Annotated in this window: 19 protein-coding genes; 10 read left to right on the top strand and 9 right to left on the bottom strand. The window is 69.8% G+C overall.

Translation table 11 applies throughout. The features are described 5' to 3' along the window. Positions 1-28 precede the first annotated feature (28 nt). Both AC1G9L_RS18735 and hmgA read left to right on the top strand, forming a co-directional pair. Complete coding sequence (locus tag AC1G9L_RS18735) at positions 29-442, top strand: endonuclease domain-containing protein (protein WP_481069693.1); 414 nt, start codon at positions 29-31, stop codon at positions 440-442. Continuing rightward, on the top strand, positions 439-1,740 hold the full coding sequence (hmgA, locus tag AC1G9L_RS18730) for a homogentisate 1,2-dioxygenase (RefSeq protein ID WP_019800306.1): 1,302 nt from the start codon (positions 439-441) through the stop codon (positions 1,738-1,740). The genes AC1G9L_RS18735 and hmgA overlap by 4 nt, the downstream gene beginning before the upstream one ends. Positions 1,741-1,812: 72 nt before the next feature. On the opposite strand, the gene AC1G9L_RS18725 is transcribed toward hmgA, so the two are convergent. Further along, the gene (locus AC1G9L_RS18725) at positions 1,813-2,319 is read right to left on the bottom strand and encodes a hypothetical protein (protein WP_019801775.1); all 507 of its coding nucleotides are present in this window, start codon (positions 2,317-2,319) and stop codon (positions 1,813-1,815) included. Between the two features lie 226 nt (positions 2,320-2,545). On the opposite strand from AC1G9L_RS18725, the gene AC1G9L_RS18720 reads away from it, so the two are divergent. Continuing rightward, a complete protein-coding gene (locus AC1G9L_RS18720) occupies positions 2,546-3,229 on the top strand; it encodes a lectin (protein WP_481069692.1) in 684 nt (227 codons plus the stop codon). A 134-nt stretch (positions 3,230-3,363) separates the two neighbouring features. Here the strand turns inward: AC1G9L_RS18720 and AC1G9L_RS18715 are convergent, their stop codons facing one another. The 3 genes from AC1G9L_RS18715 to AC1G9L_RS18705 all read right to left on the bottom strand — a co-directional run bounded on the left by AC1G9L_RS18715 (position 3,364) and on the right by AC1G9L_RS18705 (position 11,303). After that, the gene (locus tag AC1G9L_RS18715; protein WP_481069691.1) at positions 3,364-6,495 is read right to left on the bottom strand and encodes an efflux RND transporter permease subunit; all 3,132 of its coding nucleotides are present in this window, start codon (positions 6,493-6,495) and stop codon (positions 3,364-3,366) included. A 148-nt stretch (positions 6,496-6,643) separates the two neighbouring features. Next, entirely contained in the window at positions 6,644-9,877 is a 3,234-nt protein-coding gene (locus AC1G9L_RS18710; protein WP_010341586.1) for an efflux RND transporter permease subunit, read from the bottom strand. A gap of 184 nt (positions 9,878-10,061) precedes the next feature. After that, on the bottom strand, positions 10,062-11,303 hold the full coding sequence (locus AC1G9L_RS18705) for an efflux RND transporter periplasmic adaptor subunit (protein ID WP_481069690.1): 1,242 nt from the start codon (positions 11,301-11,303) through the stop codon (positions 10,062-10,064). Positions 11,304-11,592: 289 nt separating this feature from the next. Between AC1G9L_RS18705 and AC1G9L_RS18700 the strand changes: the two genes are divergently transcribed. The 5 genes from AC1G9L_RS18700 (at position 11,593) to AC1G9L_RS18680 (ending at position 16,399) form a co-directional block, all read left to right on the top strand. Further along, complete coding sequence (locus tag AC1G9L_RS18700) at positions 11,593-12,909, top strand: amidohydrolase (protein WP_019801291.1); 1,317 nt, start codon at positions 11,593-11,595, stop codon at positions 12,907-12,909. 184 nt (positions 12,910-13,093) lie between these two features. Beyond that, positions 13,094-14,116, top strand: coding sequence for an IS5 family transposase (locus AC1G9L_RS18695; RefSeq protein ID WP_019798968.1), 1,023 nt, complete (start codon positions 13,094-13,096; stop codon positions 14,114-14,116). A gap of 267 nt (positions 14,117-14,383) precedes the next feature. Then, on the top strand, positions 14,384-15,202 hold the full coding sequence (gene queF / locus AC1G9L_RS18690; RefSeq protein WP_019801236.1) for an NADPH-dependent 7-cyano-7-deazaguanine reductase QueF: 819 nt from the start codon (positions 14,384-14,386) through the stop codon (positions 15,200-15,202). 336 nt (positions 15,203-15,538) lie between these two features. Next, positions 15,539-15,832, top strand: coding sequence for a LysM peptidoglycan-binding domain-containing protein (locus AC1G9L_RS18685; RefSeq protein ID WP_019801235.1), 294 nt, complete (start codon positions 15,539-15,541; stop codon positions 15,830-15,832). 48 nt (positions 15,833-15,880) lie between these two features. After that, positions 15,881-16,399: a hypothetical protein gene (locus AC1G9L_RS18680; protein ID WP_019801234.1), complete on the top strand. Its 519-nt coding sequence runs from the start codon at positions 15,881-15,883 to the stop codon at positions 16,397-16,399. A 398-nt stretch (positions 16,400-16,797) separates the two neighbouring features. On the opposite strand, the gene AC1G9L_RS18675 is transcribed toward AC1G9L_RS18680, so the two are convergent. From AC1G9L_RS18675 to AC1G9L_RS18655, 5 genes are read right to left on the bottom strand one after another with little or no spacing between them, the layout of a single operon-like run. Further along, a complete protein-coding gene (locus AC1G9L_RS18675) occupies positions 16,798-17,922 on the bottom strand; it encodes an amidohydrolase family protein (protein WP_019801233.1) in 1,125 nt (374 codons plus the stop codon). After that, on the bottom strand, positions 17,919-18,695 hold the full coding sequence (locus AC1G9L_RS18670) for a DeoR family transcriptional regulator (protein ID WP_481069689.1): 777 nt from the start codon (positions 18,693-18,695) through the stop codon (positions 17,919-17,921). The genes AC1G9L_RS18675 and AC1G9L_RS18670 overlap by 4 nt, the downstream gene beginning before the upstream one ends. Before the next feature lie 33 nt (positions 18,696-18,728). Further along, positions 18,729-20,063 (bottom strand): D-tagatose-bisphosphate aldolase, class II, non-catalytic subunit, encoded by a 1,335-nt coding sequence (locus tag AC1G9L_RS18665; RefSeq protein ID WP_019801231.1) that lies wholly within the window; start codon positions 20,061-20,063, stop codon positions 18,729-18,731. A 15-nt stretch (positions 20,064-20,078) separates the two neighbouring features. Beyond that, entirely contained in the window at positions 20,079-21,017 is a 939-nt protein-coding gene (locus tag AC1G9L_RS18660) for an ROK family protein (protein ID WP_481069688.1), read from the bottom strand. Beyond that, the gene (locus tag AC1G9L_RS18655) at positions 21,010-22,164 is read right to left on the bottom strand and encodes an SIS domain-containing protein (RefSeq protein ID WP_481069687.1); all 1,155 of its coding nucleotides are present in this window, start codon (positions 22,162-22,164) and stop codon (positions 21,010-21,012) included. Before AC1G9L_RS18655 ends, AC1G9L_RS18660 begins: the two co-directional genes overlap by 8 nt. Here AC1G9L_RS18655 and AC1G9L_RS18650 point away from each other — a divergent pair. Further along, positions 22,163-22,300 (top strand): hypothetical protein, encoded by a 138-nt coding sequence (locus AC1G9L_RS18650; RefSeq protein WP_481069686.1) that lies wholly within the window; start codon positions 22,163-22,165, stop codon positions 22,298-22,300. The genes AC1G9L_RS18655 and AC1G9L_RS18650 overlap by 2 nt on opposite strands. Positions 22,301-22,487: 187 nt before the next feature. Next, positions 22,488-25,850, top strand: a complete 3,363-nt coding sequence (locus AC1G9L_RS18645; protein ID WP_481069685.1) for a TIM-barrel domain-containing protein — start codon at positions 22,488-22,490, stop codon at positions 25,848-25,850. Positions 25,851-25,854 lie beyond the last annotated feature (4 nt).

Raw genomic sequence — 25,854 nt, 5'->3', positions numbered from 1 at the left:
GGGGTTGGGGTGAGGGTACGGTGGGGTCATGGAACTCAAGCCGCCATTGCCCACCGCCACATTGAGAAACGCCCGCGGTTTGCGCCGTGACATGACCGATGCGGAAAGAAAGCTTTGGCGCCACCTGCGAAACGGAGGCCTGCTTGGTATGAAATTCCGCAGGCAGCATCCAATGCCGCCTTACGTCGTCGATTTCTATTGCGGAGCGTTGAAGCTTGTCGTTGAGCTGGATGGCTCGCAACATTCGCAAGCGGCCGACGCCGAGCGAACGCGTTACCTGCAGTCGCAAGGGATGCAGGTACTGCGTTTCTGGAACAACGATGTGATGCTGCAAGTTGATGCGGTCCTGGAGTCGATTCTGTACTTCGTCGGTACCCGTACCCTCACCCCAACCCCTCTCCCGGTGGGAGAGGGGCTTCAAGCAGAAGAGCCCTCGCCATGAACATCCAACCCAACGGCTACATGTCCGGCTTCGGCAACGAATTCGCCACCGAGGCGGTGCCCGGCGCATTGCCGGTCGGGCAGAACTCGCCGCAGCGCGTGGCCCATGGCCTGTACGCCGAGCAGTTGTCGGGCACCGCGTTCACCGCGCCGCGCGGCGTGAACCGGCGCAGCTGGCTGTACCGCATCCGCCCGGCGGTGATGCACGGCGGCTTCGTCGCCTACGACCGCGCCGGCGCGTTCCATAACGACTTCCAGCGTGGCCCGGTGCCGCCGGATCAGTTGCGCTGGAGCCCGTTGCCGCTGCCTGAGACGCCGGTGGACTTCGTCGATGGCCTGTACACGATGGCCGGCAATGGCTCGGCCGAGGCGCAGCATGGCGTGGCGGTGCACCTGTATGCGGCCAACGCGTCGATGCAGGGCCGGTTCTTCTACAACGCCGATGCGGAACTGCTGTTGGTCCCGCAGCTCGGGCGACTGCGCCTGTGCACCGAACTGGGCACGCTGGAAGTGGCGCCGCAGGAAATCGCGGTGATCCCGCGCGGCGTGCGCTTCCGCGTGGAACTGCCCGACGGCCCCGCGCGTGGCTACGTGTGCGAAAACTTCGGCGGCCTGCTGCGGCTGCCCGACCTGGGGCCGATCGGCGCCAACGGCCTGGCCAACCCACGCGACTTCCTGACCCCGGTCGCCGCCTACGAGGAAGACGAGGGCGCGTTCGAACTGATCGCCAAGTTTCAGGGCCATCTGTGGCGCGCGCCGATCGGGCATTCGCCGCTGGACGTGGTTGCCTGGCACGGCAACTACGCTCCTTACAAGTACGATCTGCGCCGCTTCAACACCATCGGCTCGATCAGCTTCGACCATCCCGATCCGAGCATCTTCACCGTGCTGACCGCGCCCAGCGACACGCCGGGTACCGCCAACATGGATTTCGCGATCTTCCCGCCGCGCTGGCTGGTGGCGCAGCACACCTTCCGGCCGCCGTGGTTCCATCGCAACGTCGCCAGCGAGTTCATGGGCCTGGTGCACGGCGTCTACGATGCCAAGGCCGACGGCTTCGCCCCAGGCGGTGCGTCGCTGCACAACTGCATGAGCGGGCATGGCCCGGACGCGGCCACCTTCGACAAGGCCTCGCAGGCCGATCTGTCGCGGCCGGACGTCATCGCCAACACCATGGCCTTCATGTTCGAGACGCGCGCGGTGCTGCGTCCGACCGCGCAGGCGCTGGACGCCGCGCATCGCCAGCGCGACTATCAGCAGTGCTGGCAGGGCCTGCGCCGGCACTTCCGCGCGCCCTGAGCGCGCACCGGCGCGGCAGTGCCGCTCAGGCCGCCGTCGAGGCTGCGGCCCGAGCGGACGTGATCGCGGCGCTCAGGCGGCCTCCGCCGCGGTCGCCAGCGCGCCGTGCAGCGATGCCGGCAGGATCTCCAGCACGCGCTCGCGGATGCGCTGCGCGTAGCGCTCGGAGGTCATCTCCGGCATCGTGCGCAGCGCCAGCCCGATCGCGCGCAGGGTGTCGTGTTCCTCGCGCGCGGCGCGCAATTGCTGCTGCAACGCCGGCGAGGCCGGATGGCGCTGCAGTTGCAGCAGGTCCAGCAGATACATGCGCGCATTCAGCAGGGCGCGGCGCGGGTCGGCCGGTGGTGGAGGGGCGCTGGTCGCCACCGGCGGGGCGGCGCTGCTGCGGCCATCGTCCAGATAGCCCTGCTGCAGCAGCCCCTGCACGATCGCATCGGCCCCGCGGCCGCCCAGCGTCGCCAGCTCCTCGATGCTGCGCTGGCCGTCGGCCAGGATCAGCACACGTCGCTGGCGCATGTCCAGCGGCGCATCGTGCGATTGCAGTGCCGCAAGGGCGAGGGCGGTCTTGCGCGGATGCATGGCGGCGGGGTCGGTAGGCGCGCAGCTTGGCGCGCAGCGGTGAAATGCCGATGACAGGGGCGATGCGCTGGCGTGTCGGTGCCGGCGGCCGGCTTGTCGTCGGTGTGCTCGAACGCCGGTCCGGGACGCGGTTGCTCTGCCGCGCATGCCTGGCAGTGTGTCGCCGCTGCCGTGCAGGGCGAGGGCATGCACGCTAGCCTATGCGCTGGTCCAGCGAGGAAGTGCGATGAAGCCGATTCAACCAGGCGTGGCGGTGTTGCTGCTCGCGCTCGCCGCCTGCGACCGGCAACCGCCCGTGCCGCCGGCCGCGCCTCCTGCACCGTCCGCGCCGGCTCCGGCTCCGGCGCCCGCCGCAGCCGACGACGGCGCCTTGCCGCCGCCGGACATCGACCAGCCCGACGGCGACGTGCCGCCGGCGCAGGCGCCGGCCTCGGCGTTGCCGCCGGAGCTGGCCGCCGGCGACCGGCAACTGGCGCGCATCGACGGCTACGGCGACCTGCGCCTGGGCATGCGCGCGGCGCAGGCGCGCGCGGCCTGGGGCGGGGAACTCGACGGCCAGCCCAGCGCCGGCAGCAGCTGCTACGTGCTGCGTCCGCGCTGGGCCAAGGGCAACAACCAGTTCGGCCTGATGGTCGAAGGCGACACACTGGTGCGCTACGACGTGCGCACCGCCAAGGAGACCGCGCCCGGCGGCGGCAAGGTCGGCATGGACCTGGCTAACCTGCGCGCGCTGTACGCCGGCCGCCTGGAGGAGCAACCGCACAAGTACGTCGAAGGCGCCAAGGTGCTGCGCGTGCGCGAGCCCGGCCAACCCGGCGTGCTGGTGTTCGAGACCGACGCGGCCGGCAAGGTCATCGCCTGGCGCGTGGGTTTGCCGCCGCAGGTGGATTACGTGGAAGGGTGTGGCTGAGAAGCCGGGAATAGGGAATCGGGAGTGGGGAATGGGAAGAGCATGAGGGTCGAGTGACTGAGGCAACTGGTGCCGCTTTCGCCTCAGTGGCGCATGACCGCTCTTTGCTCCTCGCTTTTCCGATTCCCCATTCTCTATTCCCGATTCCCGGCCTTCAGGCCACCCGCAAGCTGCCGGCGTTCGCGTCGGCGCGCACGACGCGCGTACCAGCGTTCGCGCAGGCAGGAGAAGATCACGTACAGCGCCGGGGTGCTGAGCAGGGTCAGGCTCTGCGAGATCAGCAGGCCGCCGATCATCGCGATGCCGAGCGGGCGACGCAGTTCCGAGCCTTCGCCCAGGCCCACCGCCAGCGGCACCGCGGCCAGGATCGCCACCATCGTGGTCATCATGATCGGGCGGAAGCGCACGATGCAGGCCTCGCGCGCGGCTTCCAGCGGGGTCTTGCCGTGCTCGCGCTCGGCGACCAGGGCGAAGTCGATCATCATGATCGCGTTCTTCTTGACGATGCCGATCAGCAGCACCAGCGCGATCATCGAGATCACCGACAATTCAGTGCCGGTGACCCACAGCGCCAGCAGCGCGCCCATGCCGGCGGCGGGCAGGGTGGAGAGGATGGTCACCGGGTGCACCAGGCTCTCGTAGAGCATGCCCAGCACGATGTAGACCACCACGATCGCGGCCAGCACCAGCACCAGCATCGAGTTCGGCTGCAACTGCACGCCGAAGCCACCTCCGTCGGCGATGCGGATGTCGCCGGGCATGCGCAGCCCGGCCACCGTGGCGGCGATGATCGCATCGCCTTCGCCGGTGCTCACGCCCGGGGCCAGGTTGTAGCTCAGGTCCATGGTCGTGTACTGGTTCATGTGGCTGATCTGCGACGGCGCCAGGCCCGGGACCTGGCGCGCCACCGCGGTCAGCGGGATCATCGTGCCGCTGCGGGTGGGCACGTAGATGCGGTCCAGTGCCGCCGGCGTGGCGGTCTGGTCCGGCAGCGCGTTGACCACCACGCTGTACTGGTTGAGATCGGAGTAGATGGTGGAGATCTGGCGCTGGCCGAACGCGCCGTACAGTGCGCCGTCGATGGCGCCGACCGACACGCCCAGGCGCGCGGCCAGGGCGCGGTCGATGACGATGTTCTGGCGCAGGCCGGCGTTGTCCACGTCGGTGCCGACGTCGCGCAGCTTGGGGTTCTGCTTCAGCGCGGCCTGCAGCTTGGGCAGCCACTCCTGCAACTGCGCGTTGTCGTTGCCCTGCAGCGAGACGCGGTACTGCGCGCCCTGGCTGGTGCCGCCGCCGCCGTCGCTGGGCAGGTCCTGGATCGCGCGCAGGCGCAGTTGCAGGTCGGGGTAGCGGTCGGCCTTGGCGCTGAGCCGCGCCAGCACCTGCGCGGTGGTATCGGTGCGGCCTTCGTCGCGGCGCTTGAGCTCGATGTTGAAGCTGGCGCTGGAACCCTGGCGGCTGCTGCCCAGGCGCGCGCCGACGATCTTCACCGCCGGGTCGGACATCAGCATGTCGGTGATGCGGCGCTGGCGGGTGACCATGTCGGCGAAGGACACGGTGGCGCTGGAGGTGGCGCGGCCCCAGATCAGGCCGGTGTCCTGCGCCGGGAACGAGCCCTTCTGGACCGCACCGGCCAGGAACACCGTGGCCGCGATCAGCAGCAGCGGGGTCAGCGCCAGCAGCAGCGCATGGCGCAGCGAAAAGTCCAGGGCCACGGTGTACACGCGCAGCATGCGTGCGTGCATGCGCTCCAGCCACGCGCCGAAGCGGCCGGGTTGTTCCGGCTCGGCGTGCGCGGACAGGAAGCGGCTGCACAACGCCGGGGTGAGCGTCAGCGAGACCACCGCCGACACGCAGATCGCCGCCACCAGGGTGACGGTGAACTCGCGGAAGAACACCCCGATCATGCCGCTGGCGAACAGGATCGGAATGAACACCGCCACCAGCGAGGCGGTGATCGAGACGATGGTGAAGCCGATCTCGCGCGCGCCGGCCAGCGCCGCGTCCAGCCGCGACATGCCCTCGTCGAGGTGGCGCATGATGTTCTCGATGACCACGATCGCATCGTCGACGACGAAGCCGATCGCGATCACCAGCGCCAGCAGGCTCAGGTTGTTGAGGGTGAAGCCCATGACGTACATCGCCAGCGCCGCGCCGGCCAGCGACAGCGGCACGGTGGCCGCGGCGATCAGCGTGGGCGCCAGCCGGCGCAGGAACAGCGCCATGGTCAGCACCACCATCGCCAGGCTGATCATCAGCGTGGCCTGCACCTCGTTGAGCGAGGCGCGGATGGTCGGGGTACGGTCGAAGTACGCCGTCATCTTGGTGCCCGGCTGCAGGTAGGTGCGCAGCATCGGGATCTCGGCCTTGACCCGGTCCACCGTCTCCACGATGTTGGCACCGGCACGGGTGAATACGTACATCACCACCGCCGGCTTGCCGCCGAACCAGGCCGCCTGGTAGGCGTCCTGCTGGCCGTCGTAGACGTTGGCGATGTCGCGCAGGCGCACCGCGCGGCCCTGCTGCTGGCTGATCACCACCTGGCCGAAGTCGGCGGCCTTGGCCACCGCGTCGTTGGCGACGATGGCCGTGGTGGTGGCGCCGTCGCTGAGGAAGCCGGTGGGCGAGGTGACGTTGGCCGCGCGCACCGCATTGCGCAGGTCGTCCGGGGTCAGGCCCATGGCGTTGAGCGCGCGCAGGTTCACGTCCACCCGTACCGCCGGCGTGGAGGCGCCGCCGATGTCCACCGAGGCCACGCCGGTGATCTGGCGCAGGCGCTGCGCCAGCAGCGAATCGGCGACGTTGTACAGCTCGTCGGCCGACTGCGTGTCCGAGGTCAGGGCGATGGCGATGACCGGATCGTCGTTGGGATTGGCCTTCTGGTAGCGCGGCGTGGCCAGGCCGGAGGGCAGGTCGGCCTGCGCGGCGTTGATCGCGGTCTGCACGTCCTGCGCGGCCGAATCGATGTTGCGGCTGCTCTGGAACACCATGAACACCTGGCTGTTCCCCTCCGAGCTGGAGGAGCGCATGGTGTCGATGCCCGGCACCTGGCCCAGGTGCCGCTCCAGCGGCGCGGTGACCGTGGCGGCCATGGTCGAGGCGTCGGCGCCGGCCTGGCTGGCCTGCACGAAGATCACCGGAATCGAGATGTTCGGCAGCGCCGCCACGCCCAGGCGCAGGTAGCACATCATGCCGATCACGAACAGGCCGATGGCCAGCAGCGCGGTGCCGATGGGACGGCGGATGAAGGGCGCGGAGATGTTCATGGGGCAGGGATTGGGGAGTCGGGATTGGGGATTCGGGAAGCGGCATTCCCGCGCGCTGCCGGCTCAGTGACTCCATTTGGGAATTCCGGGGATCCGACGCCGCACGCGCGCCACGACTCCCGAATCCCCATTCCCCATTCCCGGCCCCTCACGCCCGCCCCTCCGCCGCCGTCGCGTGCCGCGCCGCACGCCGCTCACGCCAGGCGCGTGCGCGTTCGGAGGCGCGTTCCATGTACAGGTAGATCACCGGCGTGGTGTACAGGGTGACCAGCTGCGACAGCAGCAGGCCGCCGACGATGGAGATGCCGAGCGGGCGGCGCAGTTCCGAGCCGATGCCGTCGCCCAGGGCCAGCGGCAGTGCGCCCAGCATCGCCGCGGCGGTGGTCATCATGATCGGGCGGAAGCGCAGCAGGCAGGCGCGGCGGATCGCGTCGTGGGCGTTGGCGCCCTCGCGGCGCGCGTCGATCGCGAAGTCGATCATCATGATCGCGTTCTTCTTGACGATGCCGATCAGCAGCACGATGCCGACGATGCCGTCCACCGACAGGCTCAGCCCGCACAGCATCAGCGCCAGCAGCGCGCCGACGCCGGCCGGCGGCAGCGTGGAGATGATCGTCAGCGGGTGGATGTAGCTCTCGTACAGCACGCCCAGCACGATGTAGATCAGCACCACCGAGGCCAGCAGCAGCCACACCACGTCGGTCTGGCTGCCGGTGAACTCGGCGGCCTTGCCGATGAACTCGGCATGCAGCTGCGGCGGCAGTTGCAGCTGCGCGCGGGTTTCCTCGATCGCCGCCACCGCCTGCGACAGCGAGTAGCCCTGCGCCAGGTTGAACGACACGGTGACCGCCGGCAGCTGCTGTTGGTGACTGACCACCAGCGGGGTGGTCGACTGCTTGGCCTCGGCCACCGCCGCCAGCGGCACGGTGCCGCCGCTGCCGACGGTGATGCCGGTGTTCTGCGCGCCGATGCCGGTGGCGGTGGAGGAGTTGCTGGAGGTGGTCTGGCCGAAGCTGGTGGCGTTGCTGGCGGTCAGCGCGCCGCTGCCGTTGCTGGCCACCGCCAGCTGGTTCAGCAGCGCGGTGCTGGTACGGAACTCCGGCGCCACTTCCAGCACCACGCGGTACTGGTTGAGCTGGGTGAAGATGGTGGAGATCTGGCGCTGGCCGAAGGCGTCGTACAGCGTGTCGTCGATGGTCTGCATCGGCACGCCGAGGGTGCTGGCCTTCTCGCGGTCCACGTGCAGTTCCAGCGCGCGGCCCTGGTTGGCCAGGTTGTTGTCCACATCGGCCAGTTCCGGGCGCTTGCGCAGCGCCTCGGTCAGGCGCGTGGCCTGGGTCGCCAGTTCGGCGCTGTCCACGTCCGAGAGCGAGTACTGGTACTCGGTGGCGGCCACGCGGGTGTCCAGGGTCACGTCCTGCACCGGCTTCAGGTACAGCGCCACGCCCGGCAGCCCGGCCACCGCCTTCTGCAGCCGCGGCAGCAGGTCTTCCAGGCTGTCGCGGTCGCTGCGCGGCTTCAGCACGATGCTGAGCTGGCCCTGGTTGAGGGTGGGGTTCATCGAGCCGGCGCCGATGAAGGCGGCCACGCCGGTCACCGCCGGATCGCGCCGCAGCGCCTCGGCCACCGCCTGGGTGCGTTGCTCCATCTGCGGGAACGCCACGTTCTGGTCGGCCTGGACCACGCCGGTGATCAGCCCGGTGTCCTGCTCGGGCAGCAGACCCTTGGGGATCACCACGTACAGCAGCACGGTCAGCACCATCGTCGCCAGCGCCACCAGCAGGGTCAGCTTCTGGTGGCCCAGCACCCAGTCCAGGCTGCGCTCGTACACGCCCACGGTGCGCGACCACAGCGTGGTCTTGCCGGCCGCCGCGGTGCGCTCGTGCGCGTCCTCGCCCTCGGGCAGGGCGTCGGGCTTGAGCAGGTAGGCGCACATCATCGGCGTGAGCGTCAGCGACACCAGCATCGAGATCACCACCGCGATGCTCAGCACCCAGGCGAACTCGTGGAACAGGCGGCCGGTGACGCCGGGCATCAGGATCAGCGGCAGGAACACCGCCACCAGCGACACGGTCAGCGACAGCACGGTGAAGCCGATCTGGCGCGCGCCGATCTCCGCCGCCTCGCGGCCGCTCTTGCCCTGCTCGATGTAGCGCACGATGTTCTCGATCATCACGATCGCATCGTCGACCACGAAGCCGGTGGCCACCACCAGGGCCATCAGCGACAGGTTGTCCAGCGACATGCCGGCGAAGGCCATCACCGCGAAGGTGCCGGCCAGCGACAGCGGCACCGCCACCGACGGGATCACCGTGGCCCACAGCCGGCGCAGGAACACGAAGATCACCGCCACCACCAGGCCGATGGTCAGGATCAGGGTGAACTTGACCTCGTGCACCGAGGCGCGGATGGTCTCGGTGCGGTCGGAGAACACGTCCAGGTGCACGCCGGCCGGCAGCACGCCCTGCAACTGCGGCAGGATCGCGCGGATCTGCTCGACCGTCTGCACGATGTTGGCGCCGGGCTGGCGGCGCACTTCCAGCAGCACCGCCGGCTTGCCGTCGGCCCAGGCGGCGAGCTGGTCGTTCTCCACCCCGTCCACCACCTTGGCCACGTCCGACAGCCGCACCGGCGCACCGTTCTTGTAGCTGATGACGGTGTCGCGGTACTCGGCGGCGCTGGACAACTGGTCGTTGGTGCCGATGCTGTAGGACTGGGTCTTGCCGTTGAGCGAGCCCTTCGGTGCGTTGACGTTGGTCTGGGTCAGCGCGCTGCGCAGCGCCTCCAGGGTCAGGCCCATGTTCGACAGCTGCGCCGGATTGACCTGGATGCGCACCGCCGGGCGCACGTTGCCGGCGATCGACACCAGGCCCACGCCCGGCACCTGCGACAGGCGCTGGGCCAGGATCGAGTCGGCGTAGTTGTTGACCTCGCGCAGCGGCAGCGTGTCGGAGCTGAGCTTGAGGGTGAGGATCGCCGCATCGGCCGGGTTCACCCGGTTGTAGACCGGCTGGTAGGGCAGCGACGAGGGCAGGGTGGCCTGGCGGATCGCCGCCTGCACGTCCTGCGCGGCGATGTCGATGTCGCGGTCCATCGCGAACTGCAGCACGATCGTGGACAGGCCCGCCGACGAGTCGGAGGTCATCATCTGCAGCCCGGAGATTTGCCCGAGCTGCCGCTCCAGCGGCGTGGTCACCAGCGAGGCCATGGTGCTGGCGTTGGCGCCGGGGTACTGCGTGGTCACCACCAGGCTGGGCGCGTCGATTTCCGGCAGCGCCGACACCGGCAACTGCCGGTAGCCGAGGATGCCGAGCAGCAGCACGCCTGCCATCAGCAAGGTGGTGGCGATCGGGCGGCGGATGAAGATCGTCGAAAAGCCCACGGGGAGATCCTTGCTGGTGAGAGTCCGGCGCGGCCGCGTCGGCTCCGGGAGTTACGGCGAAATCAGCGGCGGCCGTGGCCCGGCGCCGCGATCGCGGCACTGGTCGGGAACGCCGCCTGCGGGCGACCCGGCGAGTGCCGGCCGCGCGGACGCGGCACGGCCGTCGCCGGCGTGCGCGTCACGCTCAGCGTGGCCCGCCGCCGCCGCCGCGGCGTCCGCCGCCGCGCTGCTGCTGCTTGCCCTCGGCGGCCTTCAGCTCGGCCTCGGTCGGCTCCGGCGGCGCCTCGCCCGGCTTCAGCGCGTTCACCTTGGTGCCGGGCTTGAGCCGGAACTGGCCTTCGGTGACCACCCGCTCGCCGGCCTTCAGGCCCTCGGTCAGCTGCACGTGGCTGTCGCCCACTTCCGCGCCCTGCTTCACCGTCTGCATCTTGACCGTGTTGTCGGCCTGCACCACGTACACATAGTCGCCGTTGGGTCCGCGCTGCACCGCCTGGGTCGGCACCACCACCCCGTCGGGTACGGTGCGCAGGGTCAGGCGCACGTTGACGAACTGGCCCGGCCACAGCGCACGGTCGTTGTTCGGGAAGACGGCGCGGACCTTGAACGTGCCGGTGTCGGCGCTGATCTGGTTGTCGATCACGTCGACCTGGCCGTCGCTGGCGATGGGGTGCGCATCGGTGCGGTCCAGCGCGGTCACCGGCAGCGGCGCCGCCGCCTGCGCCTGGCGCACGTCCTGCAGCTGGATCTCGGGCAGGTTGAAGGTCACGTAGATCGGGTGCACCTGGGTGATGGTGACGATGGTGCTGCTGGTGCTGACGATGTTGCCCACGTCCACCCCGCGGATGCCGGCGATGCCGTCGTTGGGGGCGAGGATGCGGGTGTACTGCAACTCCACCTGCGCCGCGCGCATCTGCGCGTCGTTGGCGGCGACGGCCGCTTCGTACTGCGCCACCTGGTTGCGCTGGGTGTCCAGGTCGGTCTTGGCCACGTACTGGCGGTAGGCCGGCGAGTCGGAGCGCTGGAAGGTGGAGCGTGCGGTGGCCAGCAGCGCCTGGTTCTGGCGCTTGCTCGCCGCGGCCTGGTCGTAGCTGGCCTGCAGCGAACGCGGGTCGATCTGCGCCAGCAGCTCGCCCTTCTTCACTTCCTGGCCTTCGCGGAAGTTCAGGCTCATCAGCTGTCCGCCGACCTGCGGGCTGACGGTGACGGTGCTCAGCGCGGTCACCGTGCCGGTGGCGGTGGCATAGATCGGCACCGTCTGGCTGCTTGCGGCGACCACCGTCACCGGCACCGGCGTGTTGTCGCCGTCCTCGCCCGTGCCGTCGCCGCCGCCGCCCTTGTGATGCCCGCCGCGCATGAAACGCATGCCCACCAGCACCACGGCCACCGCTGCGAGGATCAGCAGCGCAATCTTCCAGAAACGCGACATCCGGGGAAACTCCTGTGGCGAGGCGGGGTGGGGGACCCTCCCGCAGTGGCTGGTGCAAACGGTCGCGAAAGCATATCGCCGGCGCGTTGCGATTGGACCATGACTGAAGGGACAGACCCCGCGGGCGGGCAAGGCCGGTCGTCCGTTCTCGCAACGCACCGGCGGCGCATCGGTTGACACGGATTCGCAAGGGTTTTTTCCCCGCAGCGGGATCCGTGGCCGCCCCCTGCCGGTCGCCGATGCACTACAGTGACTGAACGCCCGTTGCGTCCCGATCTGGAGCCATGCCATGCCGCGCCTGTCCCGCCTGCTGTCCGCCCTGCTGTTCGCCGTCCCCGCCCTGGCCTGGGCGCAGAGCGCCGAGCGCCCGGAGGTGACGGCCGCCGCGGCCAGGCTGCAGGCCAAGGTGGTGGAGTGGCGGCGCGACTTCCACCAGCACCCGGAGCTGTCCAACCGCGAGGAGCGCACCGCCGCCAAGGTCGCCGAGCAGCTGCGCGCGCTGGGCCTGAAGCCGCAGACCGGCATCGCCCACCACGGCGTGGTGGCGATCGTCAAAGGTGCGCTGCCCGGGCCGAGGATCGCCCTGCGCGCGGACATGGACGCGCTGCCGGTGACCGAGCAGACCGGCCTGCCGTTCGCCTCCAAGGCCACCGGGCAGTACCGCGGCGAGACCGTGGGGGTGATGCACGCCTGCGGCCACGACGCGCACACCGCGATCCTGCTCGGCGTGGCCGAGGCGCTGGTGGCGATGCGTGCGCAACTGCCGGGCGAGGTCATGCTGGTGTTCCAGCCCTCGGAGGAGGGCGCGCCGGGCAACGAGGAGGGCGGCGCCTCGCTGATGCTCAAGGAAGGCCTGTTCCGCGACTTCAAGCCGCAGGCGATGTTCGGCCTGCACGTGTTCTCCAGCGTCCAGGCCGGCAAGATCGCGGTGCGCGGCGGGCCGCTGATGGCCGCCTCGGACCGCTTCAGCATCAAGGTGATCGGCCGCCAGACCCACGGCTCGGCGCCGTGGAACGGCATCGATCCGATCGTGGCCAGCGCCGACCTGATCGGCACCGCGCAGAGCGTGATCAGCCGCCGCGCCAACCTGTCCAAGCAGCCGGCGGTGCTCAGCTTCGGCGCGATCAAGGGCGGCATCCGCTACAACATCATTCCCGACGACGTGGAGATGGTCGGCACCATCCGCACCTTCGACGAGGGCATGCGCCAGCAGATCTTCGCCGACCTCAAGACCGTGGCCGAGCACACCGCCGCCGCGCACGGCGCCAAGGCCGAAGCGCACGTGCCCGACCAGGACGGCAACCCGGCCACGGTCAACGACCCGGCGCTGACCGCGCGCATGCTGCCCAGCCTGCAGGCGGTGGTCGGTGCCGGCAACGTCTACGAACCGCCGCTGCAGATGGGCGCGGAAGATTTCTCGTTCTACGCGCAGCAGGTGCCGTCGATGTTCTTCTTCGTCGGCGCCACCGGCCCCGGCATCGACCCGGCGACCGCGCCCAGCAACCACTCGCCGCAGTTCCTGCTCGACGAAACCGCCCTGGACGTCGGGCTGCGCGCGATGCTGGAGGTGTCCTTGGATTATCTGGGGATGAAGCGGGAGGCCTGAAGGGCTGGTGGGAACTCGTAGGAGCGGCTTCAGCCGCGACGGGCGTTACCGGGAAGGCGGTCGCGGCTGAAGCCGCTCCTACGCCATGCGACGCTCGATCGCCCCTGTGGGAGCGACTTCAGGGCACCTCTAAAAACCCCACCTTTGGCATCATTGGTCTGGAGAACACGCCGAGGACGCCACGATGATCAGCCTGTTTGCCGGCCACGAACGCGAAGCCAAGCGGCAGCAGATCGGCGATCCTCTGGCTCTGCTGTCACGGCATATCGACTTTGCCGGGATTGCTCACGCCGTAGACGCGAAGCTGTCCTTGGGTACCGGCAAGCGCGGCGGCCGTCCGGCTTGGCCGACGCAGATGATGATCAAGCTGCTGCTGTTGCAGCAGTTGTACAACCTCTCCGACGATGCGCTGGAGTATCAGGTGCTGGATCGGCGCAGCTTCCAGCAATTCCTTGGACTGGAACACAGCGGCAAGGTGCCCGACGCCAAGACGATCTGGGTGTGGCGCGAACGGCTCAAGACCAAGGATCTGATGGGCGACATCAGCACGGCGATCGGTGAGCAATTGCAACGTGCTGGGTTCATTGCCCGCGGCGGTCAGATCATCGACGCCAGCATCGTCAGCGCTCCGATCCAGCGCAACACGCGCGAGGAGAACGCGCAGATCAAGCAGGGCGATGACGTCGGCCAGGACTGGAGTGATGCCAAGCGTGCGCAGAAAGACGTGCAGGCACGCTGGACCAGGAAGCATGGGGTGACGTTCTACGGCTACAAGCTGCACGCCAGCACGGACCGCCGCTGGGGTTTCATCCGCCGCTACGACGTGAGCGCGGCCAACGTGCACGACAGCCGCCACTTCGAGCAGGTGCTGGACCCGGACAACACCGGCCGCACGGTATGGGCCGATAGCGGGTATGCCGATGCAGCGCGAGAAGCAGACCTGAAAAAGCGTGGTTACCGCCCCGCGATCCAACATCAAGGGCAGGCACGCAAGCCCTTGAGCGAGGCAGCAAAGCGCCGGAACCGTCGCATTGCCAAGGATCGGGTGTTCGGCGAGCACCCGTTTGCGCGCTTGGCCCAACAAGGCGGCAAGTTCGTACGCTGCATCGGCTTGGCGCGGGCAAAGGTGGTGATCGGGCTGAAGGTCGCCAGCCATAACGTGATGCGGCTGGCACGGCTACAGGAGCGGGCCATGGTGCCGGCGTGATCGGCTGAGGTGGCCGAGCGGCCACCTCAGCCTCCCAACCACCACGATCAGGCGCCGCTCTGGTGCCGTTGCGACAGATGCTGCCCCTGGCTCCAGGTCGTGGCAGGTTGTTCGAGGTGCCCTTCAGTCGCGACGCACGAAGCCCTGAATCGACGCAGGCGCATCGACGCAAGCAGCGCGATGCGCTTCTGCCAATCCCGAATCCCGAATCCCGAATCCCCGCCCCATACACCTGCCAGCCAGAACCCGCCCGCTACACTGCACCGCATGAACACCCCCCAGGATTCCAGCCTCGGCCGCGAGGTCGCCTATCCGTCGCAGTACGATCCGTCGCTGCTGTTTCCCATCCCCCGCGCCGCCGCGCGCACCGAGATCGGTCTCGATCCCGCGGCGCTGCCGTTCTTCGGCGTGGACCGCTGGCATGCCTATGAACTGAGCTGGCTCGATGCGCAAGGCAAGCCCTGCGTGGCCACCGCGACCCTGCAGGTGCCGTGTGCTTCGCCGAACCTGATCGAATCCAAATCGCTCAAGCTCTATCTCAACTCGCTCAACGCGATGCGCTTCAACAGCGCCGAAGCCCTGCGCAGCTGCATCGTCACCGACCTGTCGGCGCGCGCCGGCGCCGACGTGGCGATGGAATTCGGCCTGCCGCCGATGGACACGCTGGGCGAGGGCGAGTCGCTGGATGCGCTGGACATCGCCATCGACTGCTACGGTCCGCCGCGTCCGGACTTCCTGTCCGCCGCCGACGGCGAGGTGGTCGAAGAGACCCTGACCAGTGAATTGCTCAAGTCCAACTGCCCGGTCACCGGCCAGCCGGACTGGGCCTCGCTGCACCTGCGCTACCGCGGCGGCCGCATCGACCGCGAAGGCCTGCTGCGCTACCTGGTCAGTTTTCGCGAGCATGCCGGCTTCCACGAGCAGTGCGTGGAGCGCATCTTCCACGACCTGATGACGCGCTGCCGCCCACAGTCGCTGCAGGTGGAGGCACGCTACACCCGCCGCGGCGGCCTGGACATCAATCCCTGGCGCGCCACCGTGGATGTGGCCGAACCGCTGAGCTTCCTGCGCGATTTGCGCCAGTAGCGCACCTCCGAAACCGCGATTGCACCGAGCGTGCTGCAGTCGGGACTGAAGCCGCTCCCACAAGGAGCGCCCTGAGGGTAGCGCTGTCGTCAACTTCTCTGCGGCAGACCGGGGCTCGCGCAGTCGTCGCCTAGACGATGCGCGACATGGCGATGGTGGCGTGTGCTCGCGGTCCCGCTGCCATGCACGGTCGCGACCTTTCGAGCGACACGTCTCGCCGTGTTGGAAGGCTTGCGACGCGCCTGAACCGCAGCGGTGAAGTTCACGGCCGCGCGATCCTTTTTTAACAAATCCTGTGACACCGTGGCAGCGTCCCATCACGCAGGGAGCCACGCGATGAACAGCGACAAGCGCGCCGATTTTTCGGCAGTCACCGCCAAGGTGGACACCACCGCCGACGTCGTGCAGAAGGCGGATTTCTCCGCCGTGCAGAGCAAGGTCGACAGCACCGCCGAGCAGGTGCAGCAGGTGTATGTGGTCAAGCCCGGCGATTCGCTGTCCAAGATCGCCAAGCTGCATTACGGCGACGGCAATGCCTGGACGCGCATCTTTGAGGCCAACCGCGATGTGCTGGTCGACCCCGACAAGATCTATCCGGGCCAGACGCTCAAGTTGCCTGCTGGCGCCTGAGCCGCCGCTGGCGCATTTCTTCGTTATTCCGACAGGAGTCTTTTACCCATGAAGCACCGCACGATGTCCTCGTTTTCGCCCCTCATGCTCGCACTGGTCGGCGCGTTGGCGCTGGCCGGCTGCAAGAAGCAGGAGCAGCAGCAGACCGTGTCGCCCGATCCCACGTCGTCCGCGCCGACCGAGCAGATGCCGGGTCCCGCGGCTGCGCCGGCAGAACAGCCCGCGCCCGCCGCCGCCAATGCGGTGAACGTTGCCGCGGTCGCCGTCGGCAACACCGCCGCGGCCGACAAGTCGGTGGCGCCACTGACCACGCTCGCCAGCAAGGACAAGATCATCGTATCGGTGAAGACCGAGGGTTCGGCCACCAATGCCAATGTCGGTGCCAAGCTCGTGTTCCAGGACGGCCAGACCGCCGGCGAGCGCACCGAAACGCTCAATACCAGCGGTGCCGAGACCACCAACTTCGAATTCACCAACCCCAAGGGCTGGCCGGCCGGCCAGTACAAGGCCGAAGTCACCGTGAACGGCCAGGCGGCGGGCACGCCGCAAACGTTCGAGGTGAAGTGATCCAGGGCTGAGCCCGGGTCACGGGTCGCACGCGCCGCCTCTCTCCCGGCGCGTGCGGCACGCTGGCGCAGCCGCGAGGCTGCGCCTTTTTTATGCGCGAGCCGATGCTTCGACAGCACTGCCGACTCGCCGGATGAAGAAGGTGTGGGAGACTTCAGGACACTCCCAGAGCCCGGAAACCCGTCGTAGGAGCGGCTTCAGCCGCGACCGGCCTTACCGGGAACGCCCGTCGCGGCTGCAGCCGCTCCTGCCACGCAGGCGCAAGCTGCATCCGGCGGATCAGCGGCGCCCTTCTATCCCCCACGCACGTCCTGGGCAATGCCCTGCCGTCCACTCGGCAGGGTCTGCGCGCACCACCGTTGGCCAGCGCCGCGTTTGCACGCTGCCGCGCACGGCGATCAGTGCGGCGCGTGCAACTCCAGCAGGCGCCCGCCGACCACCACCTGCCGCAGGCGCAGGTCGCTGTCCAGCACCACCAGGTCGGCGCGGGCGTCGGGAGCGATGCGGCCGCGATCGCCCAGGCCCAGGTAGTCGGCCGGAAACGTGGACACGCGCTGCGTGGCATCGGCCAGTTCCAGGCCCGCCTGCACCAGGTTGCGCAAGGCCTGGTCCATGGTCAGTGCGCTGCCGGCCAGCGAGCCGCTGGCCAGGCGCACGCAGCCGCCGCACTTGTGCACGCGCTGCTCGCCCAGTGCGTATTCGCCATCGGGCATGCCGGTGGCGGCGGTGGCGTCGGTCACCGCGTACAGCCGCGGGATCGCGCGTGCGGCCAGGCGGATGACCCCGGGGTGCACATGCTGCAGATCGGGAATGAGCTCGGCGTACTGCGCATGCGCCAGCGCCGCGGCGGCAATGCCGGGGCGGTAGTGATCCACGCCGGTCATGCCGTTGAACAGGTGGGTGAAGCCGGCCGCGCCGGCCTGCAGCGCCGCCACGCCGTCCTCGTAACTGCCCGCGCTGTGGCCGAGCTGCACGCGGATGCCCAGTGCGGTCAGCGCCGGAATCAGCGCGGTGTGCGCGCCGATTTCCGGCGCCAGGGTCAGCACCCGGATCGGCGCCAGCGCGTGCCACTGCTGGACCTGGGCGAGGCTGGCCTCGATCGTGCGGTCGGGCTGCGCGCCCAGTCGCTGCGGGCTGATGAAGGGGCCTTCCAGGTGCACGCCGGCGATGCAGGCGGCGTCGGCATCGGGCGCGGCCATGGTCGCGGCGACGCCGCGCAGTGCGTGCGCGATCTCCTCGACGCCGGCGGTCATGGTGGTCGCCAGCAGGGTGGTGGTGCCGAAGCGCAGGTGGGCGCGGGCGATGCGCCGCGCCGCGTCGCCGCCCTGCATCAGGTCCACGCCGGCGGCGCCGTGCACATGCAGGTCGACGAAGCCCGGCAGGATCAGCGGCAGCTGCGGATCGTCGCCGCCACTGTGGTCGTCCACCTGCAGCCGGCGCACGTGGGTGTCGAAGTGGACGTGGCCGCGGCGCCAGCCCAGCGGGGTGAGCAGGCGGCCGTGCAGGGAATGGGTGTCGGTCATGGTGCGGACTCGGCGATGATCACCTCGATGCCCAGCCGTTGCAGCCCGTCGCGGGTGGCCTCGTCGATGCCGGCGTCGGTGATGATGGCGTGGATCTGGTCCAGGCGGGCGATGCGGTGCAGGCTGACCCGGCCGAACTTGGAGGCGTCGGTCAGCACCACGATGCGCCGCGCGCGCTCGACCATGCGGTGGTTGAGCCGCGCTTCGGCCTCGTCGTGGGTGGTCAGGCCGAATTGCAGGTCCAGGCCGTCCACGCCCAGGAACAGCGTGTCGAAGCCGTAGGCGTTGAGGCTGGCCTCGGCCTGGCTGCCCTGCAGCGACAGCGACTGTTGGCGCAACTGGCCGCCGGTGAGCAGCACGTTGATGCCCGGCGCGTTGGCCAGTTGCCAGGCGATGTTGAGGCCATTGGTCATCACCGTGACGTCGCGGTGCCCGCGCAGATGCCGGGCCAGGGTCATCGTGGTCGAGCCGGAGTCGATGATGATGTTGGCGCCGGGCTGCACCATGCGCGCGGCGCAGGCGCCGATGGATTCCTTCAGCGGCAGGTTCAGCGCGTCCTTTTCGTGGATGTCCTGCTCCTTCGGCGGCGTGCGCACCAGCGTGGCGCCGCCGTGGGTGCGGGTGGCCAGGCCCTGCGCCTCGAAATGGTTGAGATCGGCGCGAATGGTCACCGCCGATACGCCGAAGCGGTCGACCAGGTCGGCAACCTGCACCGTGCCGCGTTCGAGCAGCGACTGCAGGATCTGCTGGCGACGGGAGCGGGTGTTGCGCATGGCCATTCTCGGATTCGCGGGCGACCGACAAGATTAGCCGTTCGCCGCGACGCCGGCAGCCGCCCCGGCGTGCGGGGCGCGCGCGCCGGAGCGGTTGGCGCTGCAGGCGCGGGCGTATTCGCCCAGGCACAGGCCGATGCGGTGCTGGACCAGCGCCGCCGGGGTAGTGGCGAGCTGGCCTGCGCGCACCGCGCGGTACTGCTCGGGCAGGAACTGGCTGAGCAGTACCAGTGGCGGCGCATGTGCTTCCAGGTTGGCGAACAAGGTGTCCACCGCCGCGCGCACCGCCGGCTCGCCCCAGTAGTAGCGGCAGCGGTCGCTGAAGGAATAGCGGCGCAGCAGGCGCTGCTGGGTCGCGTCGCCCGGGTAGTAGGACTGCCAGGATCCGGGCTGCGCCAGCATCGCCGCGTCCAGCACCTGCGGCAGCCGCGAGCACTGCGCCGCGGGGAGCAGTTCGGCTTCGATCGCCGCCAGCGCGCACAGCGCTTCGCGATAGGCGAAGGTGGCGGCCGGGCCCACCTTGAGGATGGCGAAGTGGTCGCGCACCAGCGCGTGCAGCGCGTCCTCGCGCTGGTAGTCGGTGGAGTGCGCCTCGAACACGATGCGCGGCTGCTGCTCGAGGAAATCGGCCAGCGCGGCGGCCGCGGCCGGGTCGTAGTCGTGCACGCTGCTGTGGTCGAAATCCACGCCCGGCTGCACCACCAGCGCGATCACCCGCTGCCACGCCGCGCGCAGCGACGGCGTGTCGAAGGCCTGCCGGTGGATGGCCAGGGTCTGCGCGGCCGCGACCGGCGTGGTCACCTGCAGGCCGCCGGCCAGCGAGGCTTCACCGCCGGGAATCGGCACCTCGGTGCCGATCACGTACACCGGCGGTGGCAGCCCATGGGCGGCGGCGGTGCGCTCGGCGATCTCGGCCAGTTCGGCCGACCGCGCGGCGACGATGGCATCGGGCAGCGGCACCGGGTCGTCGGCGCAGGCCATGCTGCAGTCCAGGTGGATCTTGTGGAACCCCGCGGCGACGTAGTGCGCGATCAGCACGCGCGCATGCGCCATGGCCTCGGCGGCCGGCCCCTTCTGCCAGGCATTCGGCCCGAGATGATCGCCGCCCAGGATCAGCCGTGCGCGCGGAAACCCTTCCGTCTCGGCCAGTGCGCCGACGTAATCGCGGTACTGCGCCGGGGTCATGCCGGTATAGCCGCCGAACTGGTCGACCTGGTTGGAGGTGGCTTCCACCAGCAGCAGCGTGTCGTGGGCCAGCGCGACCTGCATCGCCGCGCGCAGCACCTGGTCGTTGCTGCAGCAGACGCTGTACAGGCCGACGTTGGCGCCGGCGCGATGGGAGGCGAGCAGGGTCTGCAAGGGCGACATGGACACTCCGGCGGATCAGGAATAGGCGGGATGGCAGGCCAGCAGCGCGGCGCCGCGGGCGCCGCCGGCATCGCCGAAGCGCGGCGGTACGATCGGCGGCACCTGCACGCCGGCGAACAGATGCGCGGCGATGGCATCGGGCAGTTGCCGGTACAGCGGCGGGTATTGCGACAGCCCGCCGCCGAGCACGATCACGTGCGGATCCAGCGCCAGCACCACGGCGGCCAGGCTGTGGCCGAGCAGGTCGCGGTGGATGTCCAGCGCCTGCTGCGCGCGCGCGTCGCCGGCATCGGCCAGGGCGATCACCGCGCTGGCGTCGGCGGCGTCGCTGCCGAGATGGCGCGCGATCGCTGCCACGCCGCTGCCGGACACGTAGCGCTCCACGCAGCCCTGCAGGCCGCAGCCGCAGGCGAGCAGCGGCAGGTGGTGGCGCTGCAGCAGGTGCCCGGGGACGCTCCAGTGGCCCCACTCGCCGGCGATGCCGTTGCAGCCGGCGAGCAGGCGGCCGTGCACGCAGAAACCGCCGCCGGCGCCGGTGCCGAGGATGGCGCCGAACATGCTGGGGTAGCCGTCGGCGGCACCGCCGTGCGCCTCGGACAGCGCGAAGCATTGCAGGTCGTTGCCGATAGACAGCGGACGCGGCAGTCGCGCCTGCAGGTCCTGCGCCACGCACTGGCCGGTCAGCGCCGGCACGTTCGCGCTCAGTTGGCGGCCGCTGCGGCGGTCGCGCACGCCGGGCAGGGCGATGCCGAGCGCGCTGTCGTGGCGGCCGAGCGCGGCATCGGCCTCGGCCACCAGCGCCACCACCGCCTGCAGGAAGCCGGCGTAATCGCCCTGCGGCGTGGCCACGCGGCGGCGCCACAGCACCTGCAGTGCGGCGTCGCAGGCCACCAGTTCGATCTTGGTGCCGCCGACGTCCAGGCCGTAGCAGGTGGGCGCGCCAGGCTCAGCCATGGTGGATGGTGACGCCCTGGACCACGCGGTTGACGGTGCCATCGGGGAACGGATTGTCCGGGGTCAGGCCGAGCGCGGCCGAACGCTGCAGCGCGAACAACTGCGCGAAGCCCAGCCACAGCGGCGCCAGCCACGGATCGTCCAGGCCGGCGACGGCGAGCGTGTAGTCGTCGCCCGCGCCGATGTCCGCATGCGGGCCGATCGCCAGCACCTGGCCGGCCACGCCATCGCGGCGCAGTTCGTCGAGCAGATCCTGTTCGTAGCGGCGCGCCAGCGGCTGCACGCTGCGCAGCATCACCACCAGGGTGCTGCGGTCCAGCGTGGACTTGGGGCCGTGGCGGAAGCCCAGCGGCGTGTTGGCCAGCGCCAGCACGCGGCCGGCGGTGAGTTCCAGCACTTTCAGCGCGGCCTCGCGCGCCAGCGCTTCCAGCGGGCCGCTGCCGAGATAGATGACCCGTGCGAACGGGCGCTGCGCCAGCGCCGCCACCGCGCCGTCCCACTGCGCCAGGCCGTGGTCGGCCAGCTCCGCCAGCCGCTGCAGGCGCGCGCTGCGCGCGTCCCACGGCGCGCGGTCGAACACGCTCAGCGCCGCCAGCAGCATGCAGGTGAGGCTGCTGGTCATGGCAAAGGCGCGGTCGCAGCTGGTCGGCGGCATCAGCAGGGTGCAGGTGTCGGCGCGGTCGGCGCCGCGGCGGGCCAGTTCGCCGTCGGCGTTGCAGGTGATGTCGAGGAAGCGCGCCTCGTCCACGTCACTGCGCACGCGCTCCACCGCGGCCACGCTTTCCGGGCTGGAGCCGCTGCGCCCGAACGACACCAGCAGGGTCGGCCGCGCGCGCTGCAGGTAAAGCGCCGGATGGGTCAGCAGGCTGGTGGTGTGCACCGCGCGCACCTCGGCCGGCCACTGCGCATTGATCGCGTCGGCCACCATCTCGGCGATGAAGCCGGAACTGCCGGCGCCGGTGAACAGCACGCGCTGGTTCGGATCGGCGAGGCGGTCGCCGAGGAAGGCCTGCAGGCGGTCGCCGGCCTGTGCCAGGTCCTGTGCCAGGGTCCGCCACAGCGCCGGCTGCTGGGCGATCTCGCGGGCGGTATCGGCCCCGCCCAGGCGCTGCCAGGCGGATGCATCGGAAAGCGGAAGGAGGTCCATGCGGTGGTTCCTGTTGGGCCAGCGCACCATCCGGCTTTTCTTTCGAAATGTCAAACATCGAAAGAAAAAAGAAAGTATTCGTTTGATGGGGCTTTTGCCCGGCTACAGCACATCAGAAACGAAAGATGTCGCGTGATGTTGCTGTCGTAGCTGAGTTTTGACTACTTCCGCTGTGCAAAAGAAAAGAACGGCATTGCCTAAACTTTCGATTCGCCAAAATAAATCTTGTTTTTTGCTTTCAATTTATTGACATCTTTCAAATCCTTGGCCTAGAGTCGGTGCAACGCTTTCGAAACGCCCGGGGAAACGGGTTTGGGGGTCGTGTGGAGAATCGCGTTCGTCGTTCGCCGCTGTTACCGGCGATCGCGCTGCCGGCCCTGCTGCTGGTAGCCGCCAGCGCCGTGGCCGAGCCGGTCGGCAACCTGCGCACGGTCGCCGCCAGCGCCAGCCGCGACGGCGTGCAGGGCTGGGACCTGCAGACCGACCGCGGCGTGCGCCTGCGCATCGAACTGCCGGCGGCCGACATCGTGCGCGTGCAGGCCGGGCGCCACGGCACGCTCACCGGTGCCGGCGACAAGGCCACGCCGATCGTGCTGCCGCAGCCCAAGGCCGCGGTGCAGGCGCAACTGGAAGACGATGCGCAGGAACTGCGCGTGCGTACCGGCGCGCTGGTGCTGCACGTGCAGCGGCAACCGCTGCGGCTGCGCCTGGAGCGGCTGGACCAGGGCCGCGCGATGGCGCTGTGGCAGGAACTGCAGCCGCTGGACCTGGATACCGCGCAGAGCGTGCAGGTGCTGTCCTCGCAGGCCGACGAGGCCTATTACGGCGGCGGCCAGCAGAATGGGCGCTACCAGTTCAAGGGCCGCGAGCTGGAGGTGTCGTATTCCGGCGGCTGGGAGGAGGGCGATCGCCCGAGCCCGGCGCCGATGCTGCTCAGCAGCTGCGGCTGGGGCATGCTGCGCAACACCTGGAGCGACGGCAGCTACGACCTGCGCCAGCCCGACCAGGCCACGCTGCTGCACCGCGAAGACCGCTTCGACGCCTACTACTTCGTCGGTGCCGATCTGCCGCGCCTGATCGAGCGCTATACCCAACTGACCGGCCGCCCGAGCATGCTGGTGCGCTGGTCGCTGTCCTACGGCGATGCCGATTGCTACAACGACGGCGACAACGCCAGGAAGCCCGGCACCGTGCCAGACGGCTGGCACGACGGCCCCACCGGCACCACCCCGGACGTGGTCGACAGCGTGGCGCGGCAATACCGCGAGCACGACATGCCCGGCGGCTGGATCCTGCCCAACGACGGCTACGGCTGCGGCTACACCAGGCTGCCGGAGACCGTGCAGGGCCTGGCCCGCTATGGCTTCCGTACCGGCCTGTGGACCGAGAACGGCGTGGACAAGATCGCCTGGGAAGTCGGCAAGGCCGGCAGCCGCGTGCAGAAGCTCGACGTGGCCTGGACCGGCAAGGGCTACCAGTTCGCGATGGACGCCAACCACCAGGCCTACGACGGCATCCTCGCCAACTCCGATGCGCGCCCGTTCCTGTGGACGGTGATGGGCTGGGCCGGCATCCAGCGCTACGCGGTGGCCTGGACCGGCGACCAGAGCAGCAGCTGGGACTACATCCGCTGGCACGTGCCGACCCTGATCGGCTCCGGCCTGTCGGGCATGGCCTACGCCGCCGGCGATGTCGACGCGATCTTCGGCGGCAGCGCCGAGACCTTCACCCGCGACCTGCAGTGGAAGGCCTTCACCCCGGTGCTGATGGGCATGAGCGGCTGGTCGTCGAACGCGCGCAAGCATCCGTGGTGGTACGACGAGCCGTACCGCAGCATCAACCGCGATTACCTCAAGCTGAAAATGCGCCTGACCCCGTACATGTACGGCCTGGTGCACGATGCCGCGCAGACCGGCGCGCCGCCGGTGCGCGGGCTGATGTGGGAGGACCCACGCGATCCGCACGCACAGGACGAGACCTACAAGAACCAGTTCCTGCTCGGCCGCGACCTGCTGGTGGCGCCGGTGTACCGCAGCCAGGCGGCCAGCCGCGGCTGGCGGCGCGACATCCATCTGCCGGCCGGCGGCTGGATCGACTACTGGGACGGCCGCCGCGTGCAGGCCGGCGCCGATGGTCGCCAGCTCGATCGCCAGGTCGACCTGGCCACGCTGCCGCTGTTCGTGCGTGCCGGCGCGATCCTGCCGATGTATCCGGCGATGCTGTACGACGGCGAGAAGCCGCTGGACGAGGTGACCTTCGACCTGTATCCGCAGGGAGCCTCGCAGTACACGCTGTACGAGGACGACGGCAACACCCGCCGCTACCAGCAGGGCGAGTCCAGCACGCAGGCCGTGCGCGTGCAGGCGCCGGCGCAGGGCAGCGGCCCGGTGCAGGTATGGATTGATCCGGTGCAGGGCCGCTACGCCGGACAGCTGCCGCAACGCCGCTACGCCCTGCGCGTGCTCGCGCGGCAGGCGCCGCGGTCGGTGCAGGTCGGCGAACGCGCGCTGCCCGCGCTCGCCGACGCCGCGGCCTTCGCCCAGGCCAGCGAAGGCTGGTACTTCGACGCCAGGGAGCGTCGCGGCACGGTGCACGTGCGCACCGCCGTGCAGGACATCCGCCAGCCGTTGCAGCTGCGGCTGGACTTCCCGGTGGCCGCCGCTGCGGCCGACGACGCCTATCCGGCTGCGCCGGAGCTGGGCCGCGCGCTGCCCGCCGACAGCCTGCTGGTGGTCAACCGCCCGGCCGAGGAGCCCGGGCACCCGCTGGAGAACGCCTTCGACGACGACCCGGGCACCTGGTTCCGCAGCGTGCGCAACCAGGCCGTGCGCACCGGCGCGCACGAATGGGTGATCGGTTTCGGCGAGCGCAAGATGATCGACGGCATCGAGCTGGCGCCGCGCAACGACAAGAACTGGAAGCACGGCCAGGTGCGCGACTACGAGGTCTATCTGGGCGACAGCAACGGCGAGTGGGGCGAGCCGGTGGCGCGCGGTCACCTGCGCCTGCAGGAGGGCGTGCAGCGCATCGACTTCCCGGCGCACGCCGGCCGCCTGCTGCGCTTCCGCGTGCTGAGCGTGCAGAACCCCGAGGGCGACGGCGCCGACAGCAACGACCCGATGGTCGTCGCCGCGCAGCGCCGGCCGCGCGCCTTCGATGCGCTGCAGCCGCGCGACGTCGGCCCGATCGCGCTGTCCACCTTCCACATCCTCGAGCACCCGGCGCCGGAACGGCCGGCGCAGCAGCGCTATCTGTCCGAGCTGGCGTTGCCGGCGGCGCTGGCCGGTCGCGTGCGCGCCGACCAGGCCTTGCGCGGCGATGCCGGCATGCGCATGAACGGCCTGCAGTTCCACCGCGGCCTGGGCGTGGGCGCCGACAGCCGCCTCGACCTGCGCCTGCACGGCGACTGGCGCCTGCTGCGCGCCGACCTGGGCATCGACGACGCCTGCCGCAGCGCCGGCGGCCTGCAGTTCCAGGTCTGGGGCGACGGCCGCCTGCTTTACGACAGCGGCCTGGTCAGCGCACCGGGCGTGGTCAAGCCGGAACTGGACATCCGCGGCCTGTCCACGCTGAGCCTGCGCACGCTCGGCGCGCAGGGTCCGCAGCCTGCCCAGGTCTGCGCCAACTGGGCCAACGCCGTGCTGATCGGCCAGGAGGGCGACACCGCCAGCTTCGTCGCCCCATGACCGC

It is taken from the genome of Xanthomonas sp. NCPPB 1132 (genome assembly GCF_056629235.1).
This window is presented reverse-complemented; position numbering and strand designations above follow the sequence as displayed.

Excerpts from the sequence above, each read along its gene's own strand:
- AC1G9L_RS18650 (WP_481069686.1), top strand. The coding sequence starts at position 22,163 with ATGCGGTGGTTCCTGTTGGGCCAGCGCACCATCCGGCTTTTCTTTCGA.
- hmgA (WP_019800306.1), top strand. The coding sequence starts at position 439 with ATGAACATCCAACCCAACGGCTACATGTCCGGCTTCGGCAACGAATTC.
- AC1G9L_RS18700 (WP_019801291.1), top strand. The coding sequence starts at position 11,593 with ATGCCGCGCCTGTCCCGCCTGCTGTCCGCCCTGCTGTTCGCCGTCCCC.
- AC1G9L_RS18735 (WP_481069693.1), top strand. The coding sequence starts at position 29 with ATGGAACTCAAGCCGCCATTGCCCACCGCCACATTGAGAAACGCCCGC.
- AC1G9L_RS18725 (WP_019801775.1), bottom strand. The coding sequence starts at position 2,319 with ATGCATCCGCGCAAGACCGCCCTCGCCCTTGCGGCACTGCAATCGCAC.
- AC1G9L_RS18675 (WP_019801233.1), bottom strand. The coding sequence starts at position 17,922 with ATGACCGACACCCATTCCCTGCACGGCCGCCTGCTCACCCCGCTGGGC.
- AC1G9L_RS18660 (WP_481069688.1), bottom strand. The coding sequence starts at position 21,017 with ATGGCTGAGCCTGGCGCGCCCACCTGCTACGGCCTGGACGTCGGCGGC.
- AC1G9L_RS18720 (WP_481069692.1), top strand. The coding sequence starts at position 2,546 with ATGAAGCCGATTCAACCAGGCGTGGCGGTGTTGCTGCTCGCGCTCGCC.
- AC1G9L_RS18705 (WP_481069690.1), bottom strand. The coding sequence starts at position 11,303 with ATGTCGCGTTTCTGGAAGATTGCGCTGCTGATCCTCGCAGCGGTGGCC.
- AC1G9L_RS18680 (WP_019801234.1), top strand. The coding sequence starts at position 15,881 with ATGAAGCACCGCACGATGTCCTCGTTTTCGCCCCTCATGCTCGCACTG.
- AC1G9L_RS18685 (WP_019801235.1), top strand. The coding sequence starts at position 15,539 with ATGAACAGCGACAAGCGCGCCGATTTTTCGGCAGTCACCGCCAAGGTG.
- AC1G9L_RS18655 (WP_481069687.1), bottom strand. The coding sequence starts at position 22,164 with ATGGACCTCCTTCCGCTTTCCGATGCATCCGCCTGGCAGCGCCTGGGC.
- AC1G9L_RS18715 (WP_481069691.1), bottom strand. The coding sequence starts at position 6,495 with ATGAACATCTCCGCGCCCTTCATCCGCCGTCCCATCGGCACCGCGCTG.
- AC1G9L_RS18695 (WP_019798968.1), top strand. The coding sequence starts at position 13,094 with ATGATCAGCCTGTTTGCCGGCCACGAACGCGAAGCCAAGCGGCAGCAG.
- AC1G9L_RS18665 (WP_019801231.1), bottom strand. The coding sequence starts at position 20,063 with ATGTCGCCCTTGCAGACCCTGCTCGCCTCCCATCGCGCCGGCGCCAAC.
- queF (WP_019801236.1), top strand. The coding sequence starts at position 14,384 with ATGAACACCCCCCAGGATTCCAGCCTCGGCCGCGAGGTCGCCTATCCG.
- AC1G9L_RS18670 (WP_481069689.1), bottom strand. The coding sequence starts at position 18,695 with ATGCGCAACACCCGCTCCCGTCGCCAGCAGATCCTGCAGTCGCTGCTC.